The organism is Roseobacter sp. HKCCA2468 (genome assembly GCF_037805105.1).
GTDB lineage: Bacteria > Pseudomonadota > Alphaproteobacteria > Rhodobacterales > Rhodobacteraceae > M30B80.
In genome coordinates this window covers 94,608-117,397 of the sequence record NZ_JBBLYN010000005.1, presented here as the reverse complement: position 1 = coordinate 117,397, position 22,790 = coordinate 94,608, and the positions used below count along the sequence as shown (strand labels likewise).

General features: G+C 56.7%; 22 protein-coding genes and 1 tRNA gene. 11 read left to right on the top strand and 12 right to left on the bottom strand.

Features of this window, described 5'->3' with window-relative positions; all coding sequences use genetic code 11:
- Both AAC620_RS11515 and AAC620_RS11510 read right to left on the bottom strand, forming a co-directional pair.
- A partial coding sequence (locus AAC620_RS11515; protein WP_340245127.1) for a hypothetical protein occupies nt 1-205 on the bottom strand: 205 nt, incomplete at its 3' end.
- 90 nt (nt 206-295) lie between these two features.
- On the bottom strand, nt 296-1,153 hold the full coding sequence (locus AAC620_RS11510; protein WP_340245125.1) for a porin: 858 nt from the start codon (nt 1,151-1,153) through the stop codon (nt 296-298).
- A 298-nt stretch (nt 1,154-1,451) separates the two neighbouring features.
- On the opposite strand from AAC620_RS11510, the gene AAC620_RS11505 reads away from it, so the two are divergent.
- The 3 genes from AAC620_RS11505 (at nt 1,452) to holA (ending at nt 5,648) form a co-directional block, all read left to right on the top strand.
- Nucleotides 1,452-1,940 carry a DUF3576 domain-containing protein gene (locus tag AAC620_RS11505; protein WP_317656793.1) on the top strand — a complete coding sequence of 163 codons (489 nt, stop codon included), beginning with the start codon at nt 1,452-1,454 and terminating at the stop codon, nt 1,938-1,940.
- Between the two features lie 109 nt (nt 1,941-2,049).
- Nucleotides 2,050-4,608, top strand: a complete 2,559-nt coding sequence (gene leuS, locus AAC620_RS11500) for a leucine--tRNA ligase (RefSeq protein ID WP_340245143.1) — start codon at nt 2,050-2,052, stop codon at nt 4,606-4,608.
- A gap of 14 nt (nt 4,609-4,622) precedes the next feature.
- Nucleotides 4,623-5,648 (top strand): DNA polymerase III subunit delta, encoded by a 1,026-nt coding sequence (holA, locus tag AAC620_RS11495; RefSeq protein ID WP_340245122.1) that lies wholly within the window; start codon nt 4,623-4,625, stop codon nt 5,646-5,648.
- Here the strand turns inward: holA and AAC620_RS11490 are convergent.
- Genes AAC620_RS11490 through AAC620_RS11480 form a run of 3 tightly spaced genes read right to left on the bottom strand, consistent with a single transcriptional unit; the run spans nt 5,645 to nt 8,281 of the window.
- Entirely contained in the window at nt 5,645-6,841 is a 1,197-nt protein-coding gene (locus tag AAC620_RS11490) for a BaiN/RdsA family NAD(P)/FAD-dependent oxidoreductase (RefSeq protein ID WP_340245120.1), read from the bottom strand. The genes holA and AAC620_RS11490 overlap by 4 nt on opposite strands.
- A complete protein-coding gene (locus AAC620_RS11485; RefSeq protein WP_340245118.1) occupies nt 6,838-7,494 on the bottom strand; it encodes an enoyl-CoA hydratase/isomerase family protein in 657 nt (218 codons plus the stop codon). Before AAC620_RS11485 ends, AAC620_RS11490 begins: the two co-directional genes overlap by 4 nt.
- Before the next feature lie 19 nt (nt 7,495-7,513).
- Nucleotides 7,514-8,281: an SDR family oxidoreductase gene (locus AAC620_RS11480; RefSeq protein WP_340245116.1), complete on the bottom strand. Its 768-nt coding sequence runs from the start codon at nt 8,279-8,281 to the stop codon at nt 7,514-7,516.
- Nucleotides 8,282-8,431: 150 nt separating this feature from the next.
- On the opposite strand from AAC620_RS11480, the gene AAC620_RS11475 reads away from it, so the two are divergent.
- The 6 genes from AAC620_RS11475 to lpxK all read left to right on the top strand — a co-directional run bounded on the left by AAC620_RS11475 (nt 8,432) and on the right by lpxK (nt 14,639).
- Nucleotides 8,432-9,790 (top strand): DUF2125 domain-containing protein, encoded by a 1,359-nt coding sequence (locus tag AAC620_RS11475; protein WP_340245114.1) that lies wholly within the window; start codon nt 8,432-8,434, stop codon nt 9,788-9,790.
- Nucleotides 9,791-9,879: 89 nt separating this feature from the next.
- Nucleotides 9,880-11,244 (top strand): TldD/PmbA family protein, encoded by a 1,365-nt coding sequence (locus tag AAC620_RS11470; protein WP_340245113.1) that lies wholly within the window; start codon nt 9,880-9,882, stop codon nt 11,242-11,244.
- Nucleotides 11,231-12,043, top strand: coding sequence for a 3'(2'),5'-bisphosphate nucleotidase CysQ (locus AAC620_RS11465; RefSeq protein ID WP_340245111.1), 813 nt, complete (start codon nt 11,231-11,233; stop codon nt 12,041-12,043). The genes AAC620_RS11470 and AAC620_RS11465 overlap by 14 nt, the downstream gene beginning before the upstream one ends.
- A 56-nt stretch (nt 12,044-12,099) precedes the next feature.
- On the top strand, nt 12,100-12,336 hold the full coding sequence (locus AAC620_RS11460; protein ID WP_317656784.1) for a DUF4170 domain-containing protein: 237 nt from the start codon (nt 12,100-12,102) through the stop codon (nt 12,334-12,336).
- A gap of 13 nt (nt 12,337-12,349) precedes the next feature.
- Entirely contained in the window at nt 12,350-13,660 is a 1,311-nt protein-coding gene (locus AAC620_RS11455; RefSeq protein ID WP_340245108.1) for a 3-deoxy-D-manno-octulosonic acid transferase, read from the top strand.
- Nucleotides 13,647-14,639 (top strand): tetraacyldisaccharide 4'-kinase, encoded by a 993-nt coding sequence (lpxK, locus tag AAC620_RS11450; RefSeq protein ID WP_340245106.1) that lies wholly within the window; start codon nt 13,647-13,649, stop codon nt 14,637-14,639. Before AAC620_RS11455 ends, lpxK begins: the two co-directional genes overlap by 14 nt.
- Here lpxK and AAC620_RS11445 read toward each other — a convergent pair.
- Genes AAC620_RS11445 through AAC620_RS11435 form a run of 3 tightly spaced genes read right to left on the bottom strand, consistent with a single transcriptional unit; the run spans nt 14,611 to nt 16,926 of the window.
- Entirely contained in the window at nt 14,611-15,756 is a 1,146-nt protein-coding gene (locus AAC620_RS11445) for a CaiB/BaiF CoA transferase family protein (protein WP_340245105.1), read from the bottom strand. The two genes, lpxK and AAC620_RS11445, sit on opposite strands and share 29 nt — an antisense overlap.
- Nucleotides 15,753-16,376, bottom strand: coding sequence for a DsbA family protein (locus AAC620_RS11440; protein ID WP_340245103.1), 624 nt, complete (start codon nt 16,374-16,376; stop codon nt 15,753-15,755). Before AAC620_RS11440 ends, AAC620_RS11445 begins: the two co-directional genes overlap by 4 nt.
- A gap of 19 nt (nt 16,377-16,395) precedes the next feature.
- Nucleotides 16,396-16,926: a DUF721 domain-containing protein gene (locus AAC620_RS11435; RefSeq protein ID WP_340245101.1), complete on the bottom strand. Its 531-nt coding sequence runs from the start codon at nt 16,924-16,926 to the stop codon at nt 16,396-16,398.
- A gap of 66 nt (nt 16,927-16,992) precedes the next feature.
- On the opposite strand from AAC620_RS11435, the gene mutY reads away from it, so the two are divergent.
- The gene (gene mutY, locus AAC620_RS11430) at nt 16,993-18,093 is read left to right on the top strand and encodes an A/G-specific adenine glycosylase (RefSeq protein ID WP_340245100.1); all 1,101 of its coding nucleotides are present in this window, start codon (nt 16,993-16,995) and stop codon (nt 18,091-18,093) included.
- A 153-nt stretch (nt 18,094-18,246) separates the two neighbouring features.
- Nucleotides 18,247-19,305, top strand: coding sequence for an alkane 1-monooxygenase (locus AAC620_RS11425; RefSeq protein WP_340245099.1), 1,059 nt, complete (start codon nt 18,247-18,249; stop codon nt 19,303-19,305).
- Between the two features lie 95 nt (nt 19,306-19,400).
- Here the strand turns inward: AAC620_RS11425 and AAC620_RS11420 are convergent, their stop codons facing one another.
- The 4 genes from AAC620_RS11420 to AAC620_RS11405 form a co-directional block, all read right to left on the bottom strand.
- Nucleotides 19,401-20,507, bottom strand: coding sequence for a site-specific DNA-methyltransferase (locus tag AAC620_RS11420; protein WP_340245097.1), 1,107 nt, complete (start codon nt 20,505-20,507; stop codon nt 19,401-19,403).
- A 100-nt stretch (nt 20,508-20,607) separates the two neighbouring features.
- On the bottom strand, nt 20,608-21,264 hold the full coding sequence (locus AAC620_RS11415; RefSeq protein ID WP_445322466.1) for a ribonuclease HII: 657 nt from the start codon (nt 21,262-21,264) through the stop codon (nt 20,608-20,610).
- On the bottom strand, nt 21,251-22,492 hold the full coding sequence (locus AAC620_RS11410; protein WP_445322467.1) for a Coenzyme F420 hydrogenase/dehydrogenase, beta subunit C-terminal domain: 1,242 nt from the start codon (nt 22,490-22,492) through the stop codon (nt 21,251-21,253). The genes AAC620_RS11415 and AAC620_RS11410 overlap by 14 nt, the downstream gene beginning before the upstream one ends.
- Before the next feature lie 81 nt (nt 22,493-22,573).
- Nucleotides 22,574-22,650, bottom strand: a tRNA-Arg gene (locus AAC620_RS11405).
- Nucleotides 22,651-22,790: the final 140 nt, after the last annotated feature.

Here is a 22,790-nt window from a genome sequence, read left to right as displayed (position 1 = left end):
CAGCTTCTGTGTGTGCAGCACTAGCCCAACCTGCACTCCAATTGGGTTTTGCAGCTAAGGTTTCAGTCCAGTGATACTCAATCATGCCGCCATAGCCGCCACGGTGGATGTCGCGCACTGCACCAATAACTGCAGTGTCTGCGTTCGCAGCGTTAGCAGTGAACAGTAGGGCGACGGTTGCGGCGATGGTTGCGTGGAAACGCATGTTCAAGCTCACTTATATTAGTTAGTGCCTTCATTAAAAGAAAAGAGCGAGCCGAAGCCCGCTCTTTCCCAAACAAGTAATCCGTAAGGATTAGAAGCTCATGTTCAGACCCAAGTCCCAACGTGTGTCGTCGTTGGAAGACGCCATGCCGCCTGCGAGGCTCAAGCCACCGCCGAGGTTCATGCTTGCGCCCAAACCGTAGGAAGCTTCGGTGGAAGCATCGTTGTCGGAGTAAACGGCAGTGATGGTTGTTGCATCGTCAAGAGCGAAAGATGCCGACACTGCTACACCGTCAGTTTCGGTGTTTGCGCTGTCGTCATCAAATGTCTCGTAGTATGCAGTCAAGCCAATGCCGCCAACAGTGGTGCTTGCTTGGATTGCAGTAGTGGTGTCTGTGTCAGCCGCGCCATTGCGGTTATTCGCTACGCCCAACGACAGAGCAACGGTGCCTACGTCAAAGCTAACGCGTGCAGATGAATCTTCTGTGGTGGAGTCGTAGCCCACCAGAACGCTGAGACCATTTACAGAGTACGCCCAGTTAACGTCAGCAGAGCTGCCTGCAGTTTTGTTGGTCTCACCTGCGTCGTCAGCACCTGCGCCTTGATGACCAACATCAGGAACACCCATGCCGTCAGTTGCAGGGTCAACGCTGCCCATGGTGAGTGTGCCAAATGCGCCCGAAACGAATGCAGTTGCATCTTCTGCAGGACCAGTTGGTGTGCTAGTTTCGCCATTGACTTGGTTATCAACACCGACTTTCGCGCCGAAGGAGATGCCGTTGTCTGCAGTGCCGGAGCCAACGATGTTGAAGTCTAGTTCAACGTCATTGGTTGTGCGGTCGTTTGCGTGGGTCAGACCCATGGCAGCAGAGCCAGTCAAAGTGATGTCTGCAGATGCAACGCCTGCGGTTGCAATCAAAGCAGTAGTAGCGAAGAGAACCTTTTTCATGGTTTTTCCCTCGTAATTGATTTCTAAGGTGCACCTCAAGACGGGGAAGTCCGAATTGAGTATGCCTTTCTCTCTCGCATCAAGCCGCGCATTGCAACGAAGCCGTGACAGACATCTTCATCTTGGGCCAACTCTGATGCACAGATGCCACAGTGTGTTATTTAGGTCTAATTTGACGATAATATCAAAGTCCTTGCCGCAATGGCGGGGCTAAGTTACCAAGAGGCACGCAACGGGCGAAGTCATTTGCCCCCCGCGTTGCACGCAGTGCGCAATATGGACGAAAGGGCAAAGTCACATGGCATTTTCGAGCTTTGGCAAAGCTATCTTGGTTGTTGCGACCGCACTGGCGCTTGCGTCTTGCGGGCGGTTGGGTGGCAGCTTGGGCGGGTCTGAGGCCGCCGAAGAACAACGCGCCGCGCTAGACGCACAAGAGCCACAGCGCGAAACCATCTGGGATTTGTTCCAGAACGTGGATGACCCGAATGTCACCGTTGAAGTCAATCGTTACATCTGGAACGCCACGCTTGAAGTGCTAGACTTCTTGCCGATTGAATCAGCTGATCCATTCTCAGGCGTGATTGATTTTGGCTATGGCACGCCACCAGGTGGCGGCACAGCCTATCGCGCAACGGTCTATGTCAGTGACCCCGCATTGGATGCACGCGCGTTGCGCGTTGCATTGGCCACGCGCGGTGGCCCTGTCAGCCGCGAAACCACGCGTCAGATCGAAGATGCGATCTTGACCCGCGCCCGCCAATTGCGCATCCGCGACTCGGGCCTGTAATCAGGCGGCGAATTCACGCCATCCCCCTAGACCTCTTCAAGCGGGCGGCTTAAACACGCGCCCGACTATACCCGTTTGGCCCGAAAGCCCCATGTTTCAGGAGTTCGCAATGTCGCGCTACGATCCGTCCCAGATTGAAGAGAAATGGCAGCAGGCATGGGATGCGGCCGCAATCTTTAAGGCCAAGCGCGATCCTGCGCGTGAAAAATACTATGTGCTTGAGATGTTCCCTTACCCATCGGGGCGCATCCATATCGGCCATGTGCGCAATTACACGATGGGTGATGTGATCGCACGCTTCAAATCCTCCACTGGATTTAATGTGCTGCATCCTATGGGGTGGGATGCCTTTGGGATGCCTGCCGAAAATGCCGCGATGGAAAATGGCGGCCACCCTGCCGATTGGACATATCAAAACATCGACACAATGCGCGGCCAGATGAAACCCTTGGGCCTGTCGATTGATTGGGATCGGGAATTTGCCACCTGTGATCCTGGATATTACGGACAGCAACAAGCGCTGTTTCTTGATATGCTAGAGCAGGGCTTGGTCTACCGCAAAAACGCGGTGGTGAATTGGGATCCGGTCGATATGACGGTTCTTGCCAATGAACAGGTCATCGATGGCAAAGGTTGGCGTTCGGGTGCTGACGTAGAACGGCGCGAGCTGACGCAATGGTTCTTTAAAATCTCCGACATGGCCGATGATTTGCTTGGCGCGCTGGATGGTTTAGACGATTGGCCCGAAAAAGTGCGCCTGATGCAAGCGAATTGGATCGGCAAATCCCGCGGGCTGCAATTCGGCTTTGAGCTGACCGCAGCTGCGTATGGTCACAGCACGATTGATGTTTACACCACCCGCCCTGATACGCTGATGGGGGCCAGTTTTGTGGGTATCTCCCCCGATCATCCCTTGGCCAAAGCACTCGAAGCAGAAAACGCCGAGATTGCCGCATTCTGCCAAGACTGCCGCAAGGGGGGGACAACTGCCGAAGCCTTGGAAAAAGCCGAGAAAAAGGGCCGTGATACGGGCCTACGTGTGCGCCACCCGCTTGATCCGTCCTGGGAATTGCCCGTTTGGATCGCGAATTTCATTTTGATGGATTATGGCACGGGCGCAATTTTCGGCTGCCCTGCCCATGACCAGCGCGATTTTGAATTTGCGCGCAAGTTCGATCTGCCGATCACCCCCGTTTTTGTGGCCGAGGGCGCGGAAGAAGCCCCCTTGGCCGAAGCCTTCGTGCCAACCAAAGCCGAGCGTGTGCGCTATATTCGCGGCTTTGCAGGCGAGGCGGTGCAAACAGGTGACACCGCAGTGGATGCCGCGATTGATCTCGCTGAGGCGAAGGGTTGGGGTCAAGGCGTGACCAAGTTCCGACTGCGCGACTGGGGTTTAAGCCGCCAACGTTATTGGGGCTGTCCAATCCCTGTGGTGCATTGTGCCACCTGTGGCGTGGTGCCTGAGAAGAAGGAAAACCTGCCCATCGAATTGCCGCGCGATGTCAGTTTCGACATTCCAGGCAACCCGCTGGATCGTCACCCGACTTGGCGCGATTGCGCCTGCCCTAGCTGCGGTGCGCCTGCGCAGCGTGAAACCGACACGATGGACACATTCGTGGACAGCTCGTGGTATTACGCCCGTTTCACCGCGCCCCGCGCCACCACGCCCACCGATGCGGCCGAGGCCGAATATTGGATGAATGTAGACCAATATATCGGCGGGATTGAGCACGCGATTTTGCACCTTCTTTATTCGCGCTTCTTCGCGCGTGCGATGCAAAAGACGGGGCATTTGCCCGCAAAATGCGCCGAGCCGTTCAACGCGCTGTTCACCCAAGGCATGGTGACCCATGCGATCTATCAAACCCGCGATCAAAATGGTCGCCCCGTCTATCACTTCCCCGAAGAAGTCGAGCTGCGCGAAGGCAAAGGTTTCCTCAAGGATGGCCGCGAGGTTGAGATCATCCCTTCCGCCAAAATGTCGAAATCGAAACGCAACGTGGTCGATCCTGTGGCGATCATAGCCCAATATGGCGCCGATACCGCGCGGTGGTTCGTCCTCTCTGACAGCCCGCCCGAGCGGGATGTGGAATGGACGGCGGCGGGGGCCGAAGCCGCGTTTAAACATTTGGGCCGTGTCTGGGCCTTGAGCGAAAAAATCGCGGATATGCCGAAAGATTCGGCAGGCTCAGGCGATCAAGACCTACTGCGCGCCATGCACCGCGCCATTGTTGATGTGACAAGCGGCATTGAAAGCTTTGGCTTCAATGCGGCTATCGCCAAACTATATGCCTTTACCAACACTTTGGCGAAATCGAACGCCTCGGCCGCCGCACAGCGTGAGGCGATCCTGACCTTGGCGCAGCTCATGTCACCAATGACCCCACATTTGGCCGAAGATATTTGGGCGCGTCAGGGCGGGTCTGGTTTGGTAGCCACCGCACCGTGGCCCAAAGCCGATGAGGCGATGTTGGTGTCCGATACCGTCACCTTACCCATCCAGATCAACGGCAAACGCCGCTCGGAACTGACCGTTGCGAAAGATATGCCGCAACAAGAGGTTGAAAAATTGGTTCTGGCGGATGAGGCTGTGGCAAAGGCGCTTGAAGGTCGCGCGCCCCGCAAGCTGATTGTTGTGCCAGGGCGGATTGTGAATGTCGTTATTTAAGGCAATGTAACCCGATGAAGCTTTCCACCTCAGAGGCGGCGCGGTTTATCACCCGCCCCGATACAGGGGCGGCAGGCGTTCTGATTTATGGGGCAGATGCGATGCGGGTGGCGATTAAGCGCCAAGACCTGCTTGCCAATCTTTTGGGGCCAGATGCCGAAGGCGAAATGCGCCTTACCCGTATGATGGGGGCATCTTTGCGCAGTGATCCTGCGGCTCTTTTGGACGCGATTAAGGCGACAGGGTTCTTTCCAGGCCCGCGTGCCGTCTTTGTCGAAGATGCGACAGATGCCGCCGCCGCCGCAATTACAAGCGCCATAAACGCATGGTCTGCAGGTGACGCCCAAATCATTGTGACCGCAGGGCAACTGACACCACGCTCGGCGCTGAGAAAATTGTTTGAAACCCAAAAATCGGCTTTTTGTATCGCCGTTTATGATGACCCGCCCAGTCAGGCTGAGGTCGAGGCCGAATTGAAAAAGGCGGGGCTATCTGCAATCGCGCAAGATGCCTCTCGTGACTTGGCCGCCCTCGCCCGCGCGCTTGATCCTGGCGATTTCAGGCAGCTCTTGGAAAAGCTGGCCCTTTATAAACTGGGTGATGAGAGCCCTCTCTCTTCGGCGGAGGTGGCAGCATTGGCGCCTGCCACGATTGATGCGGAGATTGACGAAATCTTACACGCCGCTGCCGAAGGCGCCCATGCGCGTGTTGGTGCCCTGATGGCACGGCTTGGTGGTCAGGGGGTCACGGCGGTTGCACTTTGTATCGCGGCCTTGCGCCATTTTCGCACGCTGCATATGGCTGGCTGCCATCCACAGGGGCCAGCGGCTGGGTTGTCCCCGAAAACAGGTGTCTTTGGCCCGCGCAGGGATCGCATGGTGAAACAAGCGCAGGCTTGGGGCGCTACACGCCTTGAGGATGCGGTGCAAAGCCTGATCGAGACGGATTTGACCCTCCGCTCAAGTTCACAAGCCCCGCAATTGGCAGTGATGGAGCGCAGTCTCATCCGCTTGGCCATGATGCCGCGCAACGCGCGCTAGGCTGCTGCACGCGCCGCCCAAAGGCCCGTGGCAAAACAGGCTGTCAGCAAATAGCCACCCGTAGGCGCATCCCAATCGACCATCTCGCCGATACAATAGACATTTGGTAGGGCGCGAAGCTGCAAAGTCTCGTCTAGCGCAGACCATGCCACACCGCCCGAACTAGAGATTGCGCGATCCAATCCAAACGGGCCGCTATGGGGGATGGGCAAGGCTTTGATGCGCTCTGCCAACGCTTTCGGCTCAGTGGGCAGGGATTTGCACATTTCGAACAAAACTGCGCGCTTTGCCCCGTCTATCCCAAGGGATTTGCGCAGGATATTCGACAAACTGTCCTTGCGCCTGCCCCCTTTTTCAAGACGCGCCGCAACATCTTCCAGACTGCGGTCAGGGCAGAGGTCAAGGCTGAGCATCGCCCCCTCTCGCATCTCGCGCGAGAGGGCGTAAACCCCGCCACCCTCAATACCTTTGGCGGTGATCACGATCTCACCCGCCACAGATTTTTCGCCCGCGCGCAAGATCAAGGATTTGAGCGGATGACCAAAATGCGGGCGCATGTGGTCTGACCATTTGATATGAAACCCCATATTCATTGGCTGAAACGGAACCGTTTCGACCCCGCGCGCGCTCAGATATTCAACCCATTCGCCGCGCCCGCCTAAATTCGGCCAACTCGCCCCCCCAAGGGCCAAGAGCGTTGTGGTGGCTGTGATCTCACGCGGCCCTTCTGCTGTGGAAAAGTGAAACGCCCCGTCTGGCCCCCATCCATCCCATGTGAAATTGTGCCAAATCTCCACGCCGTGCCCGCCCAAGCGCTGCAGCCAGGCGCGCAGCATGGGTGAGGCTTTCATCGCCTTGGGGAACACACGCCGTGAGCTGCCTGTAAAGATCGGCTGCCCTAATGTATCGCGGGTAAAGCGTATAACTTCTTCAGGGCCAAAGGCGCGGATCATCGGCGCAAGTGGCGCAGCCGATGGCCCATAGGCCGCAAGAAACGCTTCAAGCGGTTCGTCCATTGTGAGGTTCAACCCTGATTTTCCCGCCATGAGAAACTTACGCGCGGGGGAGGCTTTGCCCTCCATCAAAACAACCCGCCGCCCAGCATGGGCCAAATAATCGGCAGCCATCAGCGCGCTCGGCCCCGCGCCGATGATCATCACGTCCAATGTGATAGGGTCGCGTCCGCCCGTCATGCCGTGCCGTCAGGGATCATCGCCTTGATGGCGCGCAGCACCTCGGCTTTGCCCGAAATCGCGGCCTCGGCCATATTTTGCGCCTCCTGCCAAAGCGCCTCTTGCGGCACGATCTTGTCAATCAGCCCAAAGGACAGGGCCTCTTTTGCGGTAAATTTTGCGCCTGACAGCAGCAGCAATTTTGTGCGCGCAGGGCCTATGAGCGCCGTCAGACGTTTGGGGTCTGAGGGCTGTGGCAAAAACCCAAGTTTTGCGACTGGGTAAAAAAATGAGGCGCGATCAACGCTGAGGCGCAGATCACAGGCCAATGCCATACCCATAGCGCCGCCTGCCAATGTGCCATTCAGAGCCGCAATCGTCAGGCAGGGCAGCGCGGCAATCGCGCCTGACAACGCCTCCCACAGGGGCGAGGTGGCCAGACCCGCGCGGGCCGCGTCCAAATCCGCGCCCGCACAAAAGACCTTTTCGCCCGCCCCTGTAATAACCAACGCGCGCAAGTTGGGATGCGCCTGTGCCTGTTTGGCGATGCTGACCAAGGTGGCAAGCATATCTTCGGTCAGGGCATTCGCTTTGTCGGGACGATCAAGCGTCACGCGCCACAGCGGTGCTTGGCTTTGGGGCATGCTTTCTGGGAAACTCTCTAACCTGATCATCGCAAAATTCCTTTTCGCCTCACACAAGCCCCAGTTTGCTCCGCAAAGCGGGATCGCGCAGGCTGATATCTTGGCCCAGATGCCCATCCGCTTCGGATGTGGTCATCCACAAGAGCGCGCGCGCCACCCAATGCGGCGCGATATGGTCAGCCCAATCAATCTGCGACACGGGGTTCATCCCACTCGCCCGAATATCGCGTTGCATCTGCGTGGCGACAGTCCCAGGTGACATCCCAAGCGCACGGATACCTGCATCACGATATTCCAAATCAAGGCTTTGTGTCAGCATCGCCACAGCCGCCTTTGACGCACAATAGGCACTCCACCCCTCATAGGCATTGTTCGCCGCCCCTGACGAAATATTGATGACTGTGCCTACGCCGCGCGCCACCATATCGGGCAAACAGGCCTGTGTGGTTGCAAATAACCCTGTGACATTCACCCGCATCAGATTATCCCACGCCTGCAAATCTGCCTCCCCCATGCGGGCGATGGGTGCAATCAGCGCGCCGTTGTTGATCAAGATATCAATATGGCCAAGCTCGGCTTTGATCTCCTCAAAGAGCGGGGCAATCTTGCCTATCTCACCTAAATCACAGGGATAGGCCCGCGCCCCTTCACCGATTGAGTCTGCCACGTTTTTTAAATCCGCCGCTGAGCGCGCCAATAATGCAACTTTTGCGCCTGACTGGGCAAAGAGCGCGGCTGTTTCTGCCCCAATCCCACGGCTTGCGCCTGTGATTGCAACGGTTTTTCCCGATAGGTCGGTTTCAAAGAGATGAGACATGATCGCGGGGCTTTCTATTTCTTGGGCAGGCGGATCGGCGCTTGACCTTAAGCGCAGGGGGCGAAACATTGGGACATACTGTCGGTGTCGCCGTTGGGCCTGTGAATGTCAAAGATGAATTCAAAATATATTTGGCGTCCAGCTCTATCTATGGCTTTTGTCCTGTCCTCGCTGCCTGCCTTTGCACAAAGCCTCGCGCCCGTTGACATGGCGCTTGAGACGTTCCGCGAAATCGCCGCAGATGCAGGGCATGAGTTCCGCTTTGACGCGCCACAGGTAATCGGCACACAGGTGTTGGTAGAGAACCTGCAAATGATCGAAGCGGATGATCCGCATTCGACCGTAGATACAAGCATAAGAACGGCCCGCGCTTTTTTTGCCCTAAACGCGGAAGGTGATGTGGTGATCACGCTGCCTGAGGCGATTGTGATCGCGCTGACCCCTACAGATCAGCCCGCGCGGGATCTGGTGGTGGATCTGCCTGCAGTGCCTGAGGTGACGGTGCAAAGTGCAAACGGCATCACGACGCTAACGTGGGATGCAGAAGCAGAAGAATTGGCCTTTCAGGCTTTGGGCGGCGTGTTGATCCAAGCGGGTGAATTTGCCCTGCGCAGCAGCACCTTTGAAGGACAATCTGTATTTTCGGCAACACCCATTGCGCATCGTTTTGGCCTTGGCACAGTGCAAGGCGCAATCGCGGAAGGGGCTTTGGCCCAATTCGCGCTTGAGGGGGCTGTGCTTACCCTTGATGGCTGGGGTGAGACAGCTTCACTTGGGTTTGAGGCGGCCAATGGACTGGTCGCCACCGATCCGATTTCTGCTTTTGCAAAGCCGATGGGGCTGGATCAAGCAGGGCGGCTTGGCTTCGCGCTTGGGGCGGGTCATCTCGGCTACGAGGAAACAAGCGACAGTCTCGGCGCAAGCCTCAGCACCGATAGCGTGCTTTTGGGGGCAGAGTTTGGCGAAGAAATCCCCGTTTTGTGGCGCATTGGGCCAAGCCGCTTGGCCGCTAATCTGCCATTATTGAACCGTGAGGGCGGGCCGTTTGCCATCACTCTATCGGTGGCAGATGCCATGCCCGAACCCCCCGTTTGGGATTGGATAGATAGCGCAGGTCTTTTGCCCCGCGAAACTGGTGCGATTGATCTTGATATTATGGGTGATCTGGGGCCTGCCCCCGAAACGGGGATGCGTCTGCCTTTGTCATTGGTGCGGCTGCAAATCAACAGGGCCACCCTCACGGGTGCAGGCCTTGATTTCCGTGCGACAGGTGGGCTTGATCTGACATCTGGCGCAGGGCCATCGCGGGTAGATATCAGCGCGCGCGGGCTTTTCACCTTTCTAGAGGCGATGACCCAGTCGGGCCATCTTGATCCAAGCCAATTTGCGATGATCGCGGGCGCAATTGATCTTTTCGCCACCCAAACCGAAGGCCAAGATCAGCTTGAAAGCGCAATTGATCTGACCCAAGAAGGAAAGATCATGATTGGCGGAATGCCTTTGCAATAAAGGTTAAGGGTTCTTGCGCTGCGTCCTTGCAGCGCTTAGGTCACGCATAGCCCCCGACGGGCTGTTTTGGCCAGAAAGGATGCTTTGCGATGACAGACAGCCCTTCGAACACAGCGGCGCTGCGGGATCTGGCGGAACAGATTTTGGACATTGCCAAATCTGCGGGTGCGGATGCGGCAGATGCGATGGTGGTGCAAGGGGTCTCGCAAACGGTGAGCTTGCGCAATGGCGCGTTAGAGCAGGCAGAACGATCCGAGGGCACGGAAATGGGCCTTCGCGTCATGGTGGGCCAACGGCAGGCTTGTGTTTCGGCGGCAGATTTACGCCCAGACACGCTGCGTGACATGGCCGCGCGCGCGGTGACTATGGCGCGGCTTGCCCCGGAAGACCCAACCGTTGGCTTGGCCGATCCCGCGCAATTCAGCTCAATGCGCGATGCATCAGGTCTTGAGTTGAGCGATGACGGCGCGGCACCTCTGCCCGCCGAGATGGAGGATGAAGCCCGCCGCGCCGAGGCTGCGGCCCGCGCCGTTGCCAAAGTCACCCAAATTCAGTCCTCAAATGCAGGCTACAGCCACCGCACGATCTTTCTTGCGGGCAGCAACGGGTTTGCAGGCGGCTACGCCCGCAGTGATTATGGCCTCTCCTGCGTGGCGATTTCAGGGGAAGGCACAGGCATGGAGCGGGATCACTACGGGGATGGCCGTATTTTCCGCAGTGATCTGATTACCCCCGAAGAAATAGGGCGCGAAGCTGGGATGCGTGCTGCTGCGCGCGCAGGGGCGCGAAAGCCAAAAACAGGGAAATATCCCGTTTTCTTTGATGAACGTGTCTCCTCAACCCTCATCGGTCACATCTTGGCCGCGATCAATGGCAGCGCGATTGCACGCGGATCGAGTTGGTTGCGCGATGCATTGGGTGAGGCGGTTTTGCCTGTTGGGTTTGATCTGCTGGAAGACCCTTTGCGCAAGCGTGCAGGCGGCTCGCGCCCCTTTGACGCCGAAGGTTTGGCGGCACAAAAACGCGCCTTCATACAAGATGGCAAACTGGCCTCATGGGTGCTTGATCTGGCGACTGCGCGAAAATTGGGTCTGGAAAGCACCGCCAATGCCGCGCGCGGGCTCACTAGCCCGCCTTCGCCAAGCGTTGGCAATCTCGCCTTGGTCGGGCCAAAGGTCGAACGTGAGACGCTGTTGCGTGACATGAGAACGGGGCTATTGGTAACATCCCTGATCGGCAGCTCCATTAACCCAACCACAGGCGATTATTCGCGTGGCGCGTCAGGGTTTTGGGTTGAAAACGGCGAAATCACCTATGCGGTCAATGAATGCACCATTGCAGGAAATTTGCGCGACATGCTTGGCACGATCTGTGCAGCTAATGATGCGCGCTCGCATCTGTCGCGGGTTATCCCCTCGCTTCTGGTAGAGGAGATGACGCTTGCAGGGGCCTGATCGGCAAGATCGCGATGATCTGACCCTATTGGTAGAAGCGGCCCGTGCAGCAGGCGACATTGCCCTGCGCTATTGGCAAAATGACCCCAAGGCGTGGGAAAAATCCGAAGGGGCAGGCCCCGTCACAGAAGCGGATTTGGAAATCGACAAGATGTTGGCGCGCGATCTTCAGGCCGCGCGTCCCAGTTACGGGTGGTTGTCGGAAGAAAGCCAAGATGACCCTGCCCGTCTGGCCGCGAAGCGGGGTTTCATCGTTGATCCCATCGATGGCACCCGCGCCTTTATGGATGGCTCTGGTGATTTCTCGCATGCATTGGCCGTTGTAGAAGATGGGCTCGTGCGTGCGGCGGTGGTCTATCTGCCTGCTGTCGGCAGGCTTTATGCCGCTGCGCGCGATGGGGGCGCGCTGTGCAATGAGACACCCTTGCGCATTTCAGGTCATGCCGAAGAAGCGGGCGCGCGTATTCTGACAACCAAGGTCAATTTTGAACCGCGCTATTGGCCACATGGCGCGCCACCTGTGAGCCGCCATTTTCGTTCCTCTCTCGCCTATCGTTTGGCCCTTGTGGGCGAAGGGCGCTATGATGGAATGCTGACCTTTCGCCCAACTTGGGAATGGGACAGCGCCGCAGGCAGCCTTATTGCCGCCGAGGCAGGTGCCAAGGTCTGCGACCGTGAGGGGCAGGATTTGCGCTTTAATCGCCCCGACCCGCGAAGTGCGGGCGTTTTTGCAGGATCACGCGCCTTGGTGGATAAATTCATGGCGCGGCTTTCGGGTCAAACTGGCTTGACCGCCTGAGCCAAAACCTTAGGGTGCGCGCAGGTTTTCAAGGCTTCTTGTTAAGGAAATAATCTATGGCACAGCGTCTGCATTTGGTGTTTGGGGGCGAATTGGTCGACCCGGCCCGCACGGAGTTTCGCGATGTGAACGATATTCATATCGTGGGAATTTTCCCGGATTATGACAGCGCCTATAACGCATGGAAATCTGAAGCGCAGCGCACAGTAGACAATGCGCATATGCGCTACTTCATCGCCCATTTGCATCGCCTGCGCGATGAGGAACAGGCCAATTCCGCGCAAAGCGAGTAAGGGATTGCATCGAATGCGGTCACGCTCCTTGCTGCTTTGGCTTTATCTTCTGTTCTCCCGTCATGCTACGGGTTTGGCGGAACGGATTTTGGCGGGCCGTTTGGCGCGCGGCAAAGAGGATGCGGCGCGTATCAATGAGCGGCGCGGTATTGCCAGTCAAGCGCGGCCCCATGGGCCATTGATTTGGTTTCATGCGGCCTCGGTTGGCGAGGCGCTTTCCCTTCTTGAGCTGATCCGCCGCATCCGTGAAGAGCGCGAAGACCTCACGATTCTGGTTACGACAGGCACCGTGACATCTGCGGCAGTCATGGGGCGGCGTTTGCCTGCTGATGTAATCCATCAATTCGTGCCTTTGGATATTATAGGTTTTGTTCAATCTTTTCTGAACCATTGGCAGCCAGACCTCGCCATCTGGACAGAGTCCGAATTGTGGCCTGCCATGATCGTTGAGACGCATCGGCAAGGATGCCCGATGATGTTGCTCAATGCGCGCATCTCGCAAGGGTCAGCGCGCAATTGGCGGTGGTTGAGCGGAATGGCCCCCGCGCTGCTGTCGCGCTTTGATTTGGTGCAAGCGCAAGATGATCTGACCGCCTCTCGATTGCGGGGTTTGGGCTTGTTGCCATCTCGCATTGAAGTGACAGGCACCCTCAAGGAAGGTGCGGCGGCCCTTCCCCATGATGAGGCGCAGCGCCAAGATCTCTCGCAGCGCCTTGGCACCCGCCCCGCATGGGTGGCGGCCTCTACCCATGCGGGCGAAGAGGACTTGGTCTTGGCCGCGCATCGGGCCGTGTTGCGGTCAAACCCGCGGGCCATCCTGTTGCTCGTGCCACGCCATCCTGAGCGCGGCGCAGATATCGCGAAACTCCTAGAAAGTGATGGCTGGACATTTGCGCAGCGCAGCAAAGGCGCTCTGCCTGATCGCGACACCCAAGTGTATCTTGCTGATAGTTTGGGCGAGTTGGGCCTTTGGTATCGACTTGCCCCGATTTCCTTTTTGGGAGGCTCTTTGGTTGATATCGGGGGGCATAATCCATTTGAACCTGCGGCCCTTGGGTCGGCCATTCTCTATGGGCCATATGTCAGCAATTTCACCGATATTTTTGATCGCTTGCAGGCGGTCGATGCCGCGCGGCAGGTGCGCGATTCCGAAAGCCTCGCCCGCGCAGTGGATGAGTTGATGAACCCAGAACGGGCAGCCGCTATGGCCAATGCCGCATGGGAAGTATCCTCAACAGGGGCTGCGGTGACGGATCGTGCCCTAAATGCTATCCTAGAGCGGTTGGAACAACGCGAAGCGGATCAGCGCAATGCAAGCACCTAGATTTTGGTATCGCGCGCAGCCTAATGCAGTGGCCTATGCCTTGCGCCCACTGAGCGCGCTTTATGCGGCAGGCACGGCGCGCAAATTGGCAACAGGCGCTCGGGCGAAACTTGGCGTGCCTGTGGTCTGTGTTGGCAATTTGACCGCAGGCGGAACTGGGAAAACGCCCACAGTGATTGCCCTTTGGGAAATCCTTGCAGGGCTTGGCGCCACCCCCCACATCCTCAGCCGTGGGTATGGTGGAACACTCACCCAAACAACACGCGTAGACCCGACCCGTCACAGCGCAGCTGACTGTGGTGATGAACCCTTGCTTTTGTCAGCTTTTGCGCCTGTATGGGTGGGCCAAGATCGTCTGCAAAGTGCCAAATCGGCCATTGCGGCGGGGGCCGATATTTTGATCCTTGATGACGGGTTTCAAAATGCAAGTCTGGCTTATGATCTGTCCTTGATTGTGGTGGATGCCGCGCGTGGATTTGGCAATGGTCTGGTAATCCCCGCAGGCCCGCTGCGTGAGCCGATTGCAACAGGCCTTGCGCGTGCGGATTTTGTTTTATCCATTGGCGAGGCAGATCAGCAGGCGGTGTTTTCAACGCGCCATCCAGACCTTCCTTGCCCCCATCTTACGGGCCATCTGGCGCCGTTAAATATGGGGATGTCCTTCCAAAATATGCCCGTTTTGGCCTTTGCAGGGATCGGTCATCCTGAAAAGTTCTTTGCCACATTGCGCAAAATGGGTGCGCGTATATTGCGAGCTGAGGCCCTCAGCGACCACCAACCTTTAAGCGATGCCTTGATGGCGCGGATTTTGCGCGATGCGCAAAGCCTTGGGGCGCAGCCTGTCACAACCGAAAAAGATGCAGTGCGCTTGCCTGATGCGCTGCGGCGTGAAGTGTTGACGGTGCCCGTGCGCCTGCGACTAGACCAAGACCACGCTTTGCGGGATCGCCTTAGCGGGATTTTTTCGAAAAGCCCGTGATACCATCATCCTCGCCCAATTTCGGCGCGGGACGTTCAAGCGCCAAATCAGCCCCCGAAAAATGAAAAGGCGGCCGCGTGCTTGGCACGCCCTCAAGATCAAGGCGAAACCCGCGCGCCACGGCCTGCGGATCGGCGAAGGTTTCTGCAAGTGAATTGATCGGCCCCGCAGGCACAGATTTCACTTCGCACGCCTCTAATAGGGCAGATTTGCTGAAGCTGCGCGTCTTAGGTTCAAGCGCGGCGTTCAGGCTGTCGCGGTTCTTCACACGATCTGCATTGGTGCGATATCGCGGATCCTGTCCCAACTCCGCACAGTCCAAAATCTCGCATAGTTTTTGAAATTGCCCATCATTGCCAACCGCGATGATGATCCAGCCATCCGCGCATGGAAAGGTTTGATAAGGCGCGAGATTGGGATGGGCATTGCCCATACGATTGGGGGCTTGCCCCGTTGCCAAATAATTCATGGCTTGATTGGCCATCATCGCGGTCGCGGCATCAAAAAGCGCCATATCAATATGCTGCCCTTGGCCTGTGCGCGCGCGCATGTGTAACGCTGCCAAAATGGCGTTTGAGGCATAAAGACCTGTGACAATATCCGTAACGGCAACGCCAACCTTTTGGGGATGATCCTCGGGGTCGCCTGTGACAGACATTAGGCCAGACATGCCTTGGATGATGTAATCATAGCCCGCGCGATGCGCATATGGCCCATTTTGGCCGAACCCCGTGATCGAGCAATAAATCAACGCAGGGTTTTCGTGGGCCAGACTTGCGTAATCGAGGCCAAATTTGGCCAAGCCACCAAGTTTGAAATTCTCTATCAAAACATCTGCTTCGCGCGCCAAAGCAATCACGCGATCGCGGTCTTTGGCAGATTTAAAGTCAGCGATGATGGATTTTTTGCCGCGATTGGTGCCATGAAAATAAGCCGCGCTTTCATCCCCCTCACGAGAGATAAAGGGAGGCCCCCAATGGCGCGTATCATCACCATTTGGGCTTTCGACCTTGATCACTTCGGCGCCCAAATCTGCCAAAATCTGCCCCGCCCATGGCCCTGCCAAAATACGGGCAAGTTCTAGAACTTTGACACCTGCAAGGGGGGTGCTGTTCATTGGTTGCGGGCAAGCGCGTCTTCAATCCGCGCCGCGATGTCCTCATAGGCCATATTGCCATACAGCGTGCCATCAATGACCAAGGCGGGTGTGCCTTCAATCGGATATTCTACGCGATTGGCTTCGTAATTATCGATCATAGCCTGCGCGGTTTCGGCATCCTGCATGCAGGCGTCCAATTCTGCATCCGTCAAACCCGCAGAAAGACCTATGCGCCGCAGATTGCCCGCGATGGTCGCAGCATCACCTTGGGTCCATTCCCGCTGCGTGCGGTAAACAATATCGGCCACGCCAAAATAGCGCATTTCGCCTGCGCAACGCGCCACCATGGCCGCCCATAAACCTGGGCGGTCAAAGTAAACTTCACGATAAACCAATCGCACTTTGCCTGTTTCAATGTAATCGCGCTTTAGCTGAGGCAAAACTTGTAGGTGAAAAGTGGCGCAATGTGGACAGGTGAATGAGGCATATTCGATCAACTCGACAGGCGCATTCGGATCACCAAGAGCAAAATCCACAATCTCAGGGGCGGCGCTTGCGTCTTGAGCCATGCCAAATCTGGGAAGGACGGATACAAAAGCCGCTGCGGATGCTGCGATCAAGGCCTGTCTGCGATCCATAATATTCTCTCTCTGTAAATTAGGATGTCTGTTTTCTTATGACGCGCTGCGCCAGACGTTCAAGAGCATCGCGCAACCCCTCATCGGTGATATGCGCTGCTGCGGCCTGGGCTTTGGCGTTCACGATTTCTATCGCCTCTTGGGGCAATTCTGGCCGAGGGCGTGGTGCGATGAAGTCACGCGCAAAGCCCTTTCCCGCCGTTTGGGTCAAGGATATTTTGGACACAGCGTTATAACCATAAGCCGCGTTTACCTTTGCTCTGATGTCTTCTTTGCGCATCTCAAGAATTGGGGCATGCGCCCCGCTCGTCAAAAGCACTAAGGTGGCCCCAAACCCATCACGCCCATGCGAAAGTTTTACAGGGCGCGCGATATCTGAAATCTCAGGCCCCATGATCTCCCGCCACTGGGTGATCAGCCGTGCCTCAGCGAAACCACGCCGTTCTGCGGGGCTTTTTATTTGCGCCATAACAAGCTTGGCCGCGGGTTCAAACCCACGGTTACGGCGGCTTGCCTCTTTGGGCGGGATATGATCGCTTGCTTTTCTCATCTGCGGGTCAATTTAGGGGGTATGAGACAGATTGATCAATCAAAACCGAAGACAGGGTGATAAAGCTTGCGTGACGAGATTGAAATAACGGATGACCTCTCGCGTGACTTGTTGGCGTGGTATGATGACCATGCGCGCGATATGCCGTGGCGGGTCGGGCCCGCGGCGCGAAAATCAGGGCTGCGTCCAAACCCATACCATGTGTGGTTGTCTGAAGTCATGCTACAGCAAACAACTGTGGCCGCCGTGCGAGACTACTTTACCAAGTTCATCTCTCTTTGGCCTCGGATTGAGGATCTTGCCGCAGCGCAAGATGCGGATGTCATGGCGGCTTGGGCGGGGCTTGGCTATTACGCAAGGGCGCGCAACCTGCTCAAATGCTCGCGCGTGGTTACTGATCAACACGCGGGGATATTCCCGACAACCGAAGAGGCGCTTTTGACGCTTCCCGGAATTGGCCCTTACACCGCCGCTGCAATCGCGGCGATTGCCTTTGACCGCCGCGCAGTCGTCATGGATGGCAATGTCGAGCGTGTCATGGCGCGCCTCTTCGCAGTGGCAACCCCGCTGCCCCGTGCAAAGCCAGAGTTGAAAGCCCATGCCGCCGCCCTCACCCCTGCGCAGCGGGCGGGGGATTACGCGCAAGCCGTCATGGATTTGGGTGCCACGATTTGCACACCACGCAGCCCCGCCTGTGGCATTTGCCCGATCATGACCCAATGCGCCGCCCGCAAAGCGGGCATTGCGGCGGAATTGCCACGCAAGGAGCCAAAACAGCCCAAACCAACGCGGGTTGGTCATATTTACTTGGCCTTTCGGCCCGATGGTGCGGTTTTGGTCGAGCAACGCCCAGAAACGGGCCTTTTGGGGGGGATGCTTGGCTTTGTCACCAGCCCTTGGGCGGGGGTAGATGATCCCGCGGCGCCCATCGTGGCGGCGCTTGCGCCTCCCCTTGAGGGCGAATGGCATGACACGGGCCAAGAGGTGCGCCATACCTTTACCCATTTTCACCTGCGCCTGCGCGTGCATCTGTGTCATGCCTCTGAAAACGCGAGCCCGCAGCAAGGTTATTTCCTGCCCCGCGCCAAGTTCCGCGTTGCGGATATGCCAACAGTGATGCGCAAAGCGTTTGACCTTTGCCGCATCGACACGCAGCCTTCACCCTGAGTCTAATTATATATTTTCATATATAATATCTGGCCCTATCTACGTTTATGAAGACAGCATGAGCTGTGAGGTAGAGGCATGTTCGGGTCAAATTATTTGGCATCGCTTCGTGATGTAGCCCCGTTTTGGGTCTCGCTTCTGCTTATCCCTTTCATGGTCGCAGTCAGCCAATGGGGCGGGTGGAGCATCCTTTTGGTGCTTGCGGCCACATGGTGGTTGTTTCCGCTGTTGGATCAAGTATTCGGCCGCGATCCAACCAACCCTGATGAGGCCGCGCGCCTCAGCTCGCTGTTTTGGTATCGCGCAATCACCTTGATCTGGGCACCGTTACAATTCGGATTGGTCTTTGGGTTGATTGCATATCTCGCCACCAATCCTGCACATCTGACGCTTACCGAGCAATTCGGGTTGGCCGCCTCTTTGGGTGTTGTCACGGGAATGATTGGCATCAATTACAGCCATGAATTGATGCACCGCCCCACGCGGTTGGAACGTGGCTTGGCCGATATCCTACTGGCGATGACGCTTTATTCGCATTTCAAAACCGAACATCTTTTGGTGCATCATATCCATGTGGCCACCCCGCGTGACCCTGCTTCTGCGCGATATAATGAGGGGTTTCACCGCTTTTTCCCGCGTGTTTTGATCCAGTCGTTCAAATCTGCATGGCGGGCCGAAGCGCAACGCCTCGAAAAGCGCAGGCTTGCACTATGGCATAGAAGCAATCCGTTTTGGCGTTACGGGGGATTGCAGGCAGGCATGATGGGATTGGCCTATGCCATTGGCGGGAAATGGGGCCTTGCATTCTTCGCTGTGCAGGCCTTTGTTGCGGTGTTCCATTTGGAAATCACAAATTACATCGAACATTACGGCCTCACGCGGGCCTACAAAGGCGCGGGGAAATATGAACATGTCAAACCCCGCCATTCGTGGAATGCGGATCATCGGGCCACAAATTGGTTGCTGATCAACTTGCAGCGTCACTCAGACCATCATTATCGTCCAGATCGGGCCTATCCGCTGTTACAAACCTATGATCACGATGCCGCGCCGCAACTGCCTTATGGCTATCCTGTAATGGGGATTTTGGCCCTCTGCCCGCCTGTGTCGCGGCGGGTTATGAACCCCAAGGTGCGCGCTTGGCGCAAGCAACATTATCCGCAAGTCAAGGATTGGACGCCCTATTCGCAAGGGCTGCTTCAAACGGAATAAAAAACCCCCGCCCGATGGGCGAGGGTAAGGTGCGTGCCCCCGAGGCAAAAGCCACAGGCACGGGCGGTATATCGAAAGCTGTCTTGGAGGTGGCGTTACTCGCCCAACTCGGAACGCAATTGTTGACGAAGGTGATCAATAGGCACGGTTTTCCCGTCACGGCGGAAATGCCAATATGTCCACCCGTTGCACGAAGGTGCGCCTTCAAGTTTCGCCCCCACTTGGTGGATCGACCCTTTGGTGTCCAAAGCGACAAGCGTGCCATCGGCGCGAATTTTTGCACGATGGCGGCCATTACCGCTGTGCAATTCCTCACCAGGCCGCAGCAAGCCCCGCTCGACCAATTGACCGAAGGGAATACGCGGTTCTGATCTTTTGCTGAGGCTGGTTTCAAGCGCATCACTGTCAAAACGGCGCGTGTTGGCGATACGCTTTTCTGCGATGTCGCGATACTCTTCCTCACGCTCGATGCCGATGAAATCGCGCCCCAATTTCTTTGCAACGGCGCCCGTTGTCCCAGTGCCAAAGAAGGGATCAAGAACCACATCGCCTGGATTTGTTGAGGCAATCAAAATGCGGTGCAGCAGCGATTCAGGCTTTTGCGTTGGATGTGCTTTTTCGCCCCGCGCGTTCTTCAAACGCTCACCCCCATTACAAATCGGCAAAAGCCAATCAGAGCGCATTTGAATCCCCTCATTTAGGGATTTGAGCGCCTCATAATTGAACGTGTATTTCGCAGTTTCAGATTTCGAAGCCCAGATCATCGTCTCATGGGCATTTGTCAAACGCTTGCCGCGGAAATTGGGCATCGGATTGGATTTGCGCCAAACAACATCATTCAGCAACCAATAGCCTTGGTTTTGCAGTTCGGCCCCCACGCGGAAAATGTTGTGATACGAGCCAATCACCCAAATCGCGCCATTCGGCTTGAGGATACGGCGCGCCGCAGCGAGCCAGTTTTGCGTGAATTCGTCATAGGCACGGAAGCTATCGAATTGATCCCAATGATCATCCACCGCATCTACAAGCGAATTGTCGGGGCGATGCAAATCACCCTTGAGCTGAAGATTGTAAGGCGGGTCGGCGAAAATCAGATCGACCGAACCTTCAGGAAGGCTGTTCATCACATCAATGCAATCACCAGCCAATATCTGGTTAAGCGGCAGGGCATGCGCCCCCGCGGGATTGGTTTTCGTCTTCATTACTGCCTCTGACTTTTAATCGTCACGGCGCCATTTTTTGACGCTCATCTTGAGGCCTAAGATGAGTCGAAACTGATTCGCCGTCAATTTATTTTTTGAATCAACGACTTATAAGATGACGTTGATACAAGATATTGTGGACGGGCTTGAATGAACGTCTATGGTGCGGGGTCACCCCAATATCTTGAAGGGCTTGAAGATGGGCTTTTGAGGGGTAGCCCGCGTTTTTTTCCCAGCCGTAGCCCGCAAACTGTTGCGATAATGTCACCATAAGCCGATCCCGTGTTACCTTGGCCACGATAGAAGCCGCCGAAATCGAAACGGAACGGGCATCACCTTTGATGATTGCAGTGGCAGGGCAGGGCAAATCAGGGGGAATGGCATTGCCGTCAATCAGCGCATGATCTGGACAGCGGGAGAGACCAAGTACCGCACGGCGCATGGCCAAAAAAGTGGCGTTGCGAATATTCAGCTCATCAATCTCGGCAACGCTCGCCTCTGCGATACTGACCTCTGCCCGCGCGGCGATCTCATCGAACAGCGCCTCGCGCCGCTTTTGGCTGAGGGCTTTGGAATCATGCAAACCTTCGGGAATATCGCTTGGGTTTAGGATAACGGCAGCGGCCATAACAGGCCCAGCCAACGGGCCGCGCCCCACCTCATCCACGCCCGCGACAAGGCCGCCGATCTGCGTCTCAAAACTGAAATCTGGCGTGAGATTGGGTTTGGTCATAGCCGCGAGATTACGGATTACCATCCTCGCGCGCAATCTCGGATGGATTGGGCACCAACCCATAGCGCGCAGCAAGGCTCCAAACATGGGCGGGAACCATATTCTTCATCTTGGCAGGATGACTGCGGCGCAAATGTAAGATGGTTTCAATTGCCTTCATCTCGACCCGCGCTCGGGCAAATTCCAAGCCACGCGGCCCAAGACGGGGCTGCAGATAGGCCACCAATGGTCGCAGCCAGTTGGGCATCCTCCGCAGGGGCAAACCGCCCGCCGCGCGCTCCGTATTGGCCAAAAAGCCTTTGACCGCGCTTGTGCGATCCCCCTTATCCGTCAAGGGCGACAGGCAGAGCCGATCTCTGATGCCATCAAGCATCTCTGTGCCACGGGCATTGCGCACCAAGATCCACTGCGCCCCATCGCCGCCCATATAGCCCACCGTGATATCGGCCAAGCGGTTCGTGTAATCGACACAGGTCTTGCAGGTCATCGGAAAGAAATCAGCAGGCAATTGCGAGATTGGCAATTTCAAAAAAGGCACAAAACGGGGCGGGCGCCCATCTGAAAAGCGCAGCTCGACTGAGTAATCCGCGCGAAACTCAAGATAACTGATGCTATTTGGCTTGGCATCAAGCAGTGCAAGGAAATCATGAAATCGCGCGGTTGTGGTGTTGTCCGAACAGGGCGTGCCTATGACATAAAGCCGCTCGAACTCATACTCGGCCTCAAGCGCACGCAGGGCATAGGTCTGACAGGGGATGCCGATAAAGGCCAAGCGCGTGATCCCGCGCGCCTTTGCGAGTTCTAACAAGGCCACGCTTGGGGCAAAACCCATGCGCATCCCGCGGCAGGCGGATAAGTCGTCTGGTTCGGTGACCAACACAGGCACAGGGCGCCACTGATCGTCTGGGTCAGGCGCCACTGTGATGACCGCCTCAATCGCCCCCGCCCGTAATAAGGTTTCCGCGAGCGCCGTGGTAATGCCCGTCCACTGCGCGCCTTCGGCCACAGGGGTCAGCCTTGCGCGATACATCGCTTCGGTCACACCAAAAAACGCTTCTTCATGACGCGCAGGATCACTGATACGCCCATGAATGCGGGCTTCGGCGTGCGGATAATCTGGGGCGATAAACTGACAGGCCCGCCCGCAGGCGCGATCATCAGACATGCGACTGACCCCGCAATCGGTGCAAAGCCCCGCACGCGGCCCTTTACCAAGTTTAGGCGCGAGTGTTCCCCGCTGCGCATCCAACATGATCTTGGTCAACTTTCCTTTGGTCCAAGATCAATGATCAGGCGCGACAGCCAGACTGTCAATAAAAATAGACAGATTGCATGGTGACCCCGACAGGACTCGAACCTGTAACCTATCCCTTAGGAGGGGATTGCTCTATCCAGTTGAGCCACGGGGCCATGTCTGCTTTTTTGCTGGAATTTGCTATGGCGCGCAAGTCGATCCAAAAAACCGAACGCTTGGCAAATAGGGATGGTTCGGCGTATCAATAGGAACCAGACGACTGAAGACAGGATACCAGACGTGCGCGGACGCAATC

Bases quoted from the DNA above. Each gene is read 5' to 3' on its own strand.
- AAC620_RS11510 (WP_340245125.1), bottom strand. From the start codon at position 1,153: ATGAAAAAGGTTCTCTTCGCTACTACTGCTTTGATTGCAACCGCAGGC.
- AAC620_RS11505 (WP_317656793.1), top strand. From the start codon at position 1,452: ATGGCATTTTCGAGCTTTGGCAAAGCTATCTTGGTTGTTGCGACCGCA.
- leuS (WP_340245143.1), top strand. From the start codon at position 2,050: ATGTCGCGCTACGATCCGTCCCAGATTGAAGAGAAATGGCAGCAGGCA.
- holA (WP_340245122.1), top strand. From the start codon at position 4,623: ATGAAGCTTTCCACCTCAGAGGCGGCGCGGTTTATCACCCGCCCCGAT.
- AAC620_RS11490 (WP_340245120.1), bottom strand. From the start codon at position 6,841: ATGACGGGCGGACGCGACCCTATCACATTGGACGTGATGATCATCGGC.
- AAC620_RS11485 (WP_340245118.1), bottom strand. From the start codon at position 7,494: ATGATCAGGTTAGAGAGTTTCCCAGAAAGCATGCCCCAAAGCCAAGCA.
- AAC620_RS11480 (WP_340245116.1), bottom strand. From the start codon at position 8,281: ATGTCTCATCTCTTTGAAACCGACCTATCGGGAAAAACCGTTGCAATC.
- AAC620_RS11475 (WP_340245114.1), top strand. From the start codon at position 8,432: ATGGCTTTTGTCCTGTCCTCGCTGCCTGCCTTTGCACAAAGCCTCGCG.
- AAC620_RS11470 (WP_340245113.1), top strand. From the start codon at position 9,880: ATGACAGACAGCCCTTCGAACACAGCGGCGCTGCGGGATCTGGCGGAA.
- AAC620_RS11460 (WP_317656784.1), top strand. From the start codon at position 12,100: ATGGCACAGCGTCTGCATTTGGTGTTTGGGGGCGAATTGGTCGACCCG.
- AAC620_RS11455 (WP_340245108.1), top strand. From the start codon at position 12,350: ATGCGGTCACGCTCCTTGCTGCTTTGGCTTTATCTTCTGTTCTCCCGT.
- lpxK (WP_340245106.1), top strand. From the start codon at position 13,647: ATGCAAGCACCTAGATTTTGGTATCGCGCGCAGCCTAATGCAGTGGCC.
- AAC620_RS11445 (WP_340245105.1), bottom strand. From the start codon at position 15,756: ATGAACAGCACCCCCCTTGCAGGTGTCAAAGTTCTAGAACTTGCCCGT.
- AAC620_RS11440 (WP_340245103.1), bottom strand. From the start codon at position 16,376: ATGGATCGCAGACAGGCCTTGATCGCAGCATCCGCAGCGGCTTTTGTA.
- AAC620_RS11435 (WP_340245101.1), bottom strand. From the start codon at position 16,926: ATGAGAAAAGCAAGCGATCATATCCCGCCCAAAGAGGCAAGCCGCCGT.
- AAC620_RS11425 (WP_340245099.1), top strand. From the start codon at position 18,247: ATGGTCGCAGTCAGCCAATGGGGCGGGTGGAGCATCCTTTTGGTGCTT.
- AAC620_RS11420 (WP_340245097.1), bottom strand. From the start codon at position 20,507: ATGAAGACGAAAACCAATCCCGCGGGGGCGCATGCCCTGCCGCTTAAC.
- AAC620_RS11415 (WP_445322466.1), bottom strand. From the start codon at position 21,264: ATGGTAATCCGTAATCTCGCGGCTATGACCAAACCCAATCTCACGCCA.
- AAC620_RS11410 (WP_445322467.1), bottom strand. From the start codon at position 22,492: ATGTTGGATGCGCAGCGGGGAACACTCGCGCCTAAACTTGGTAAAGGG.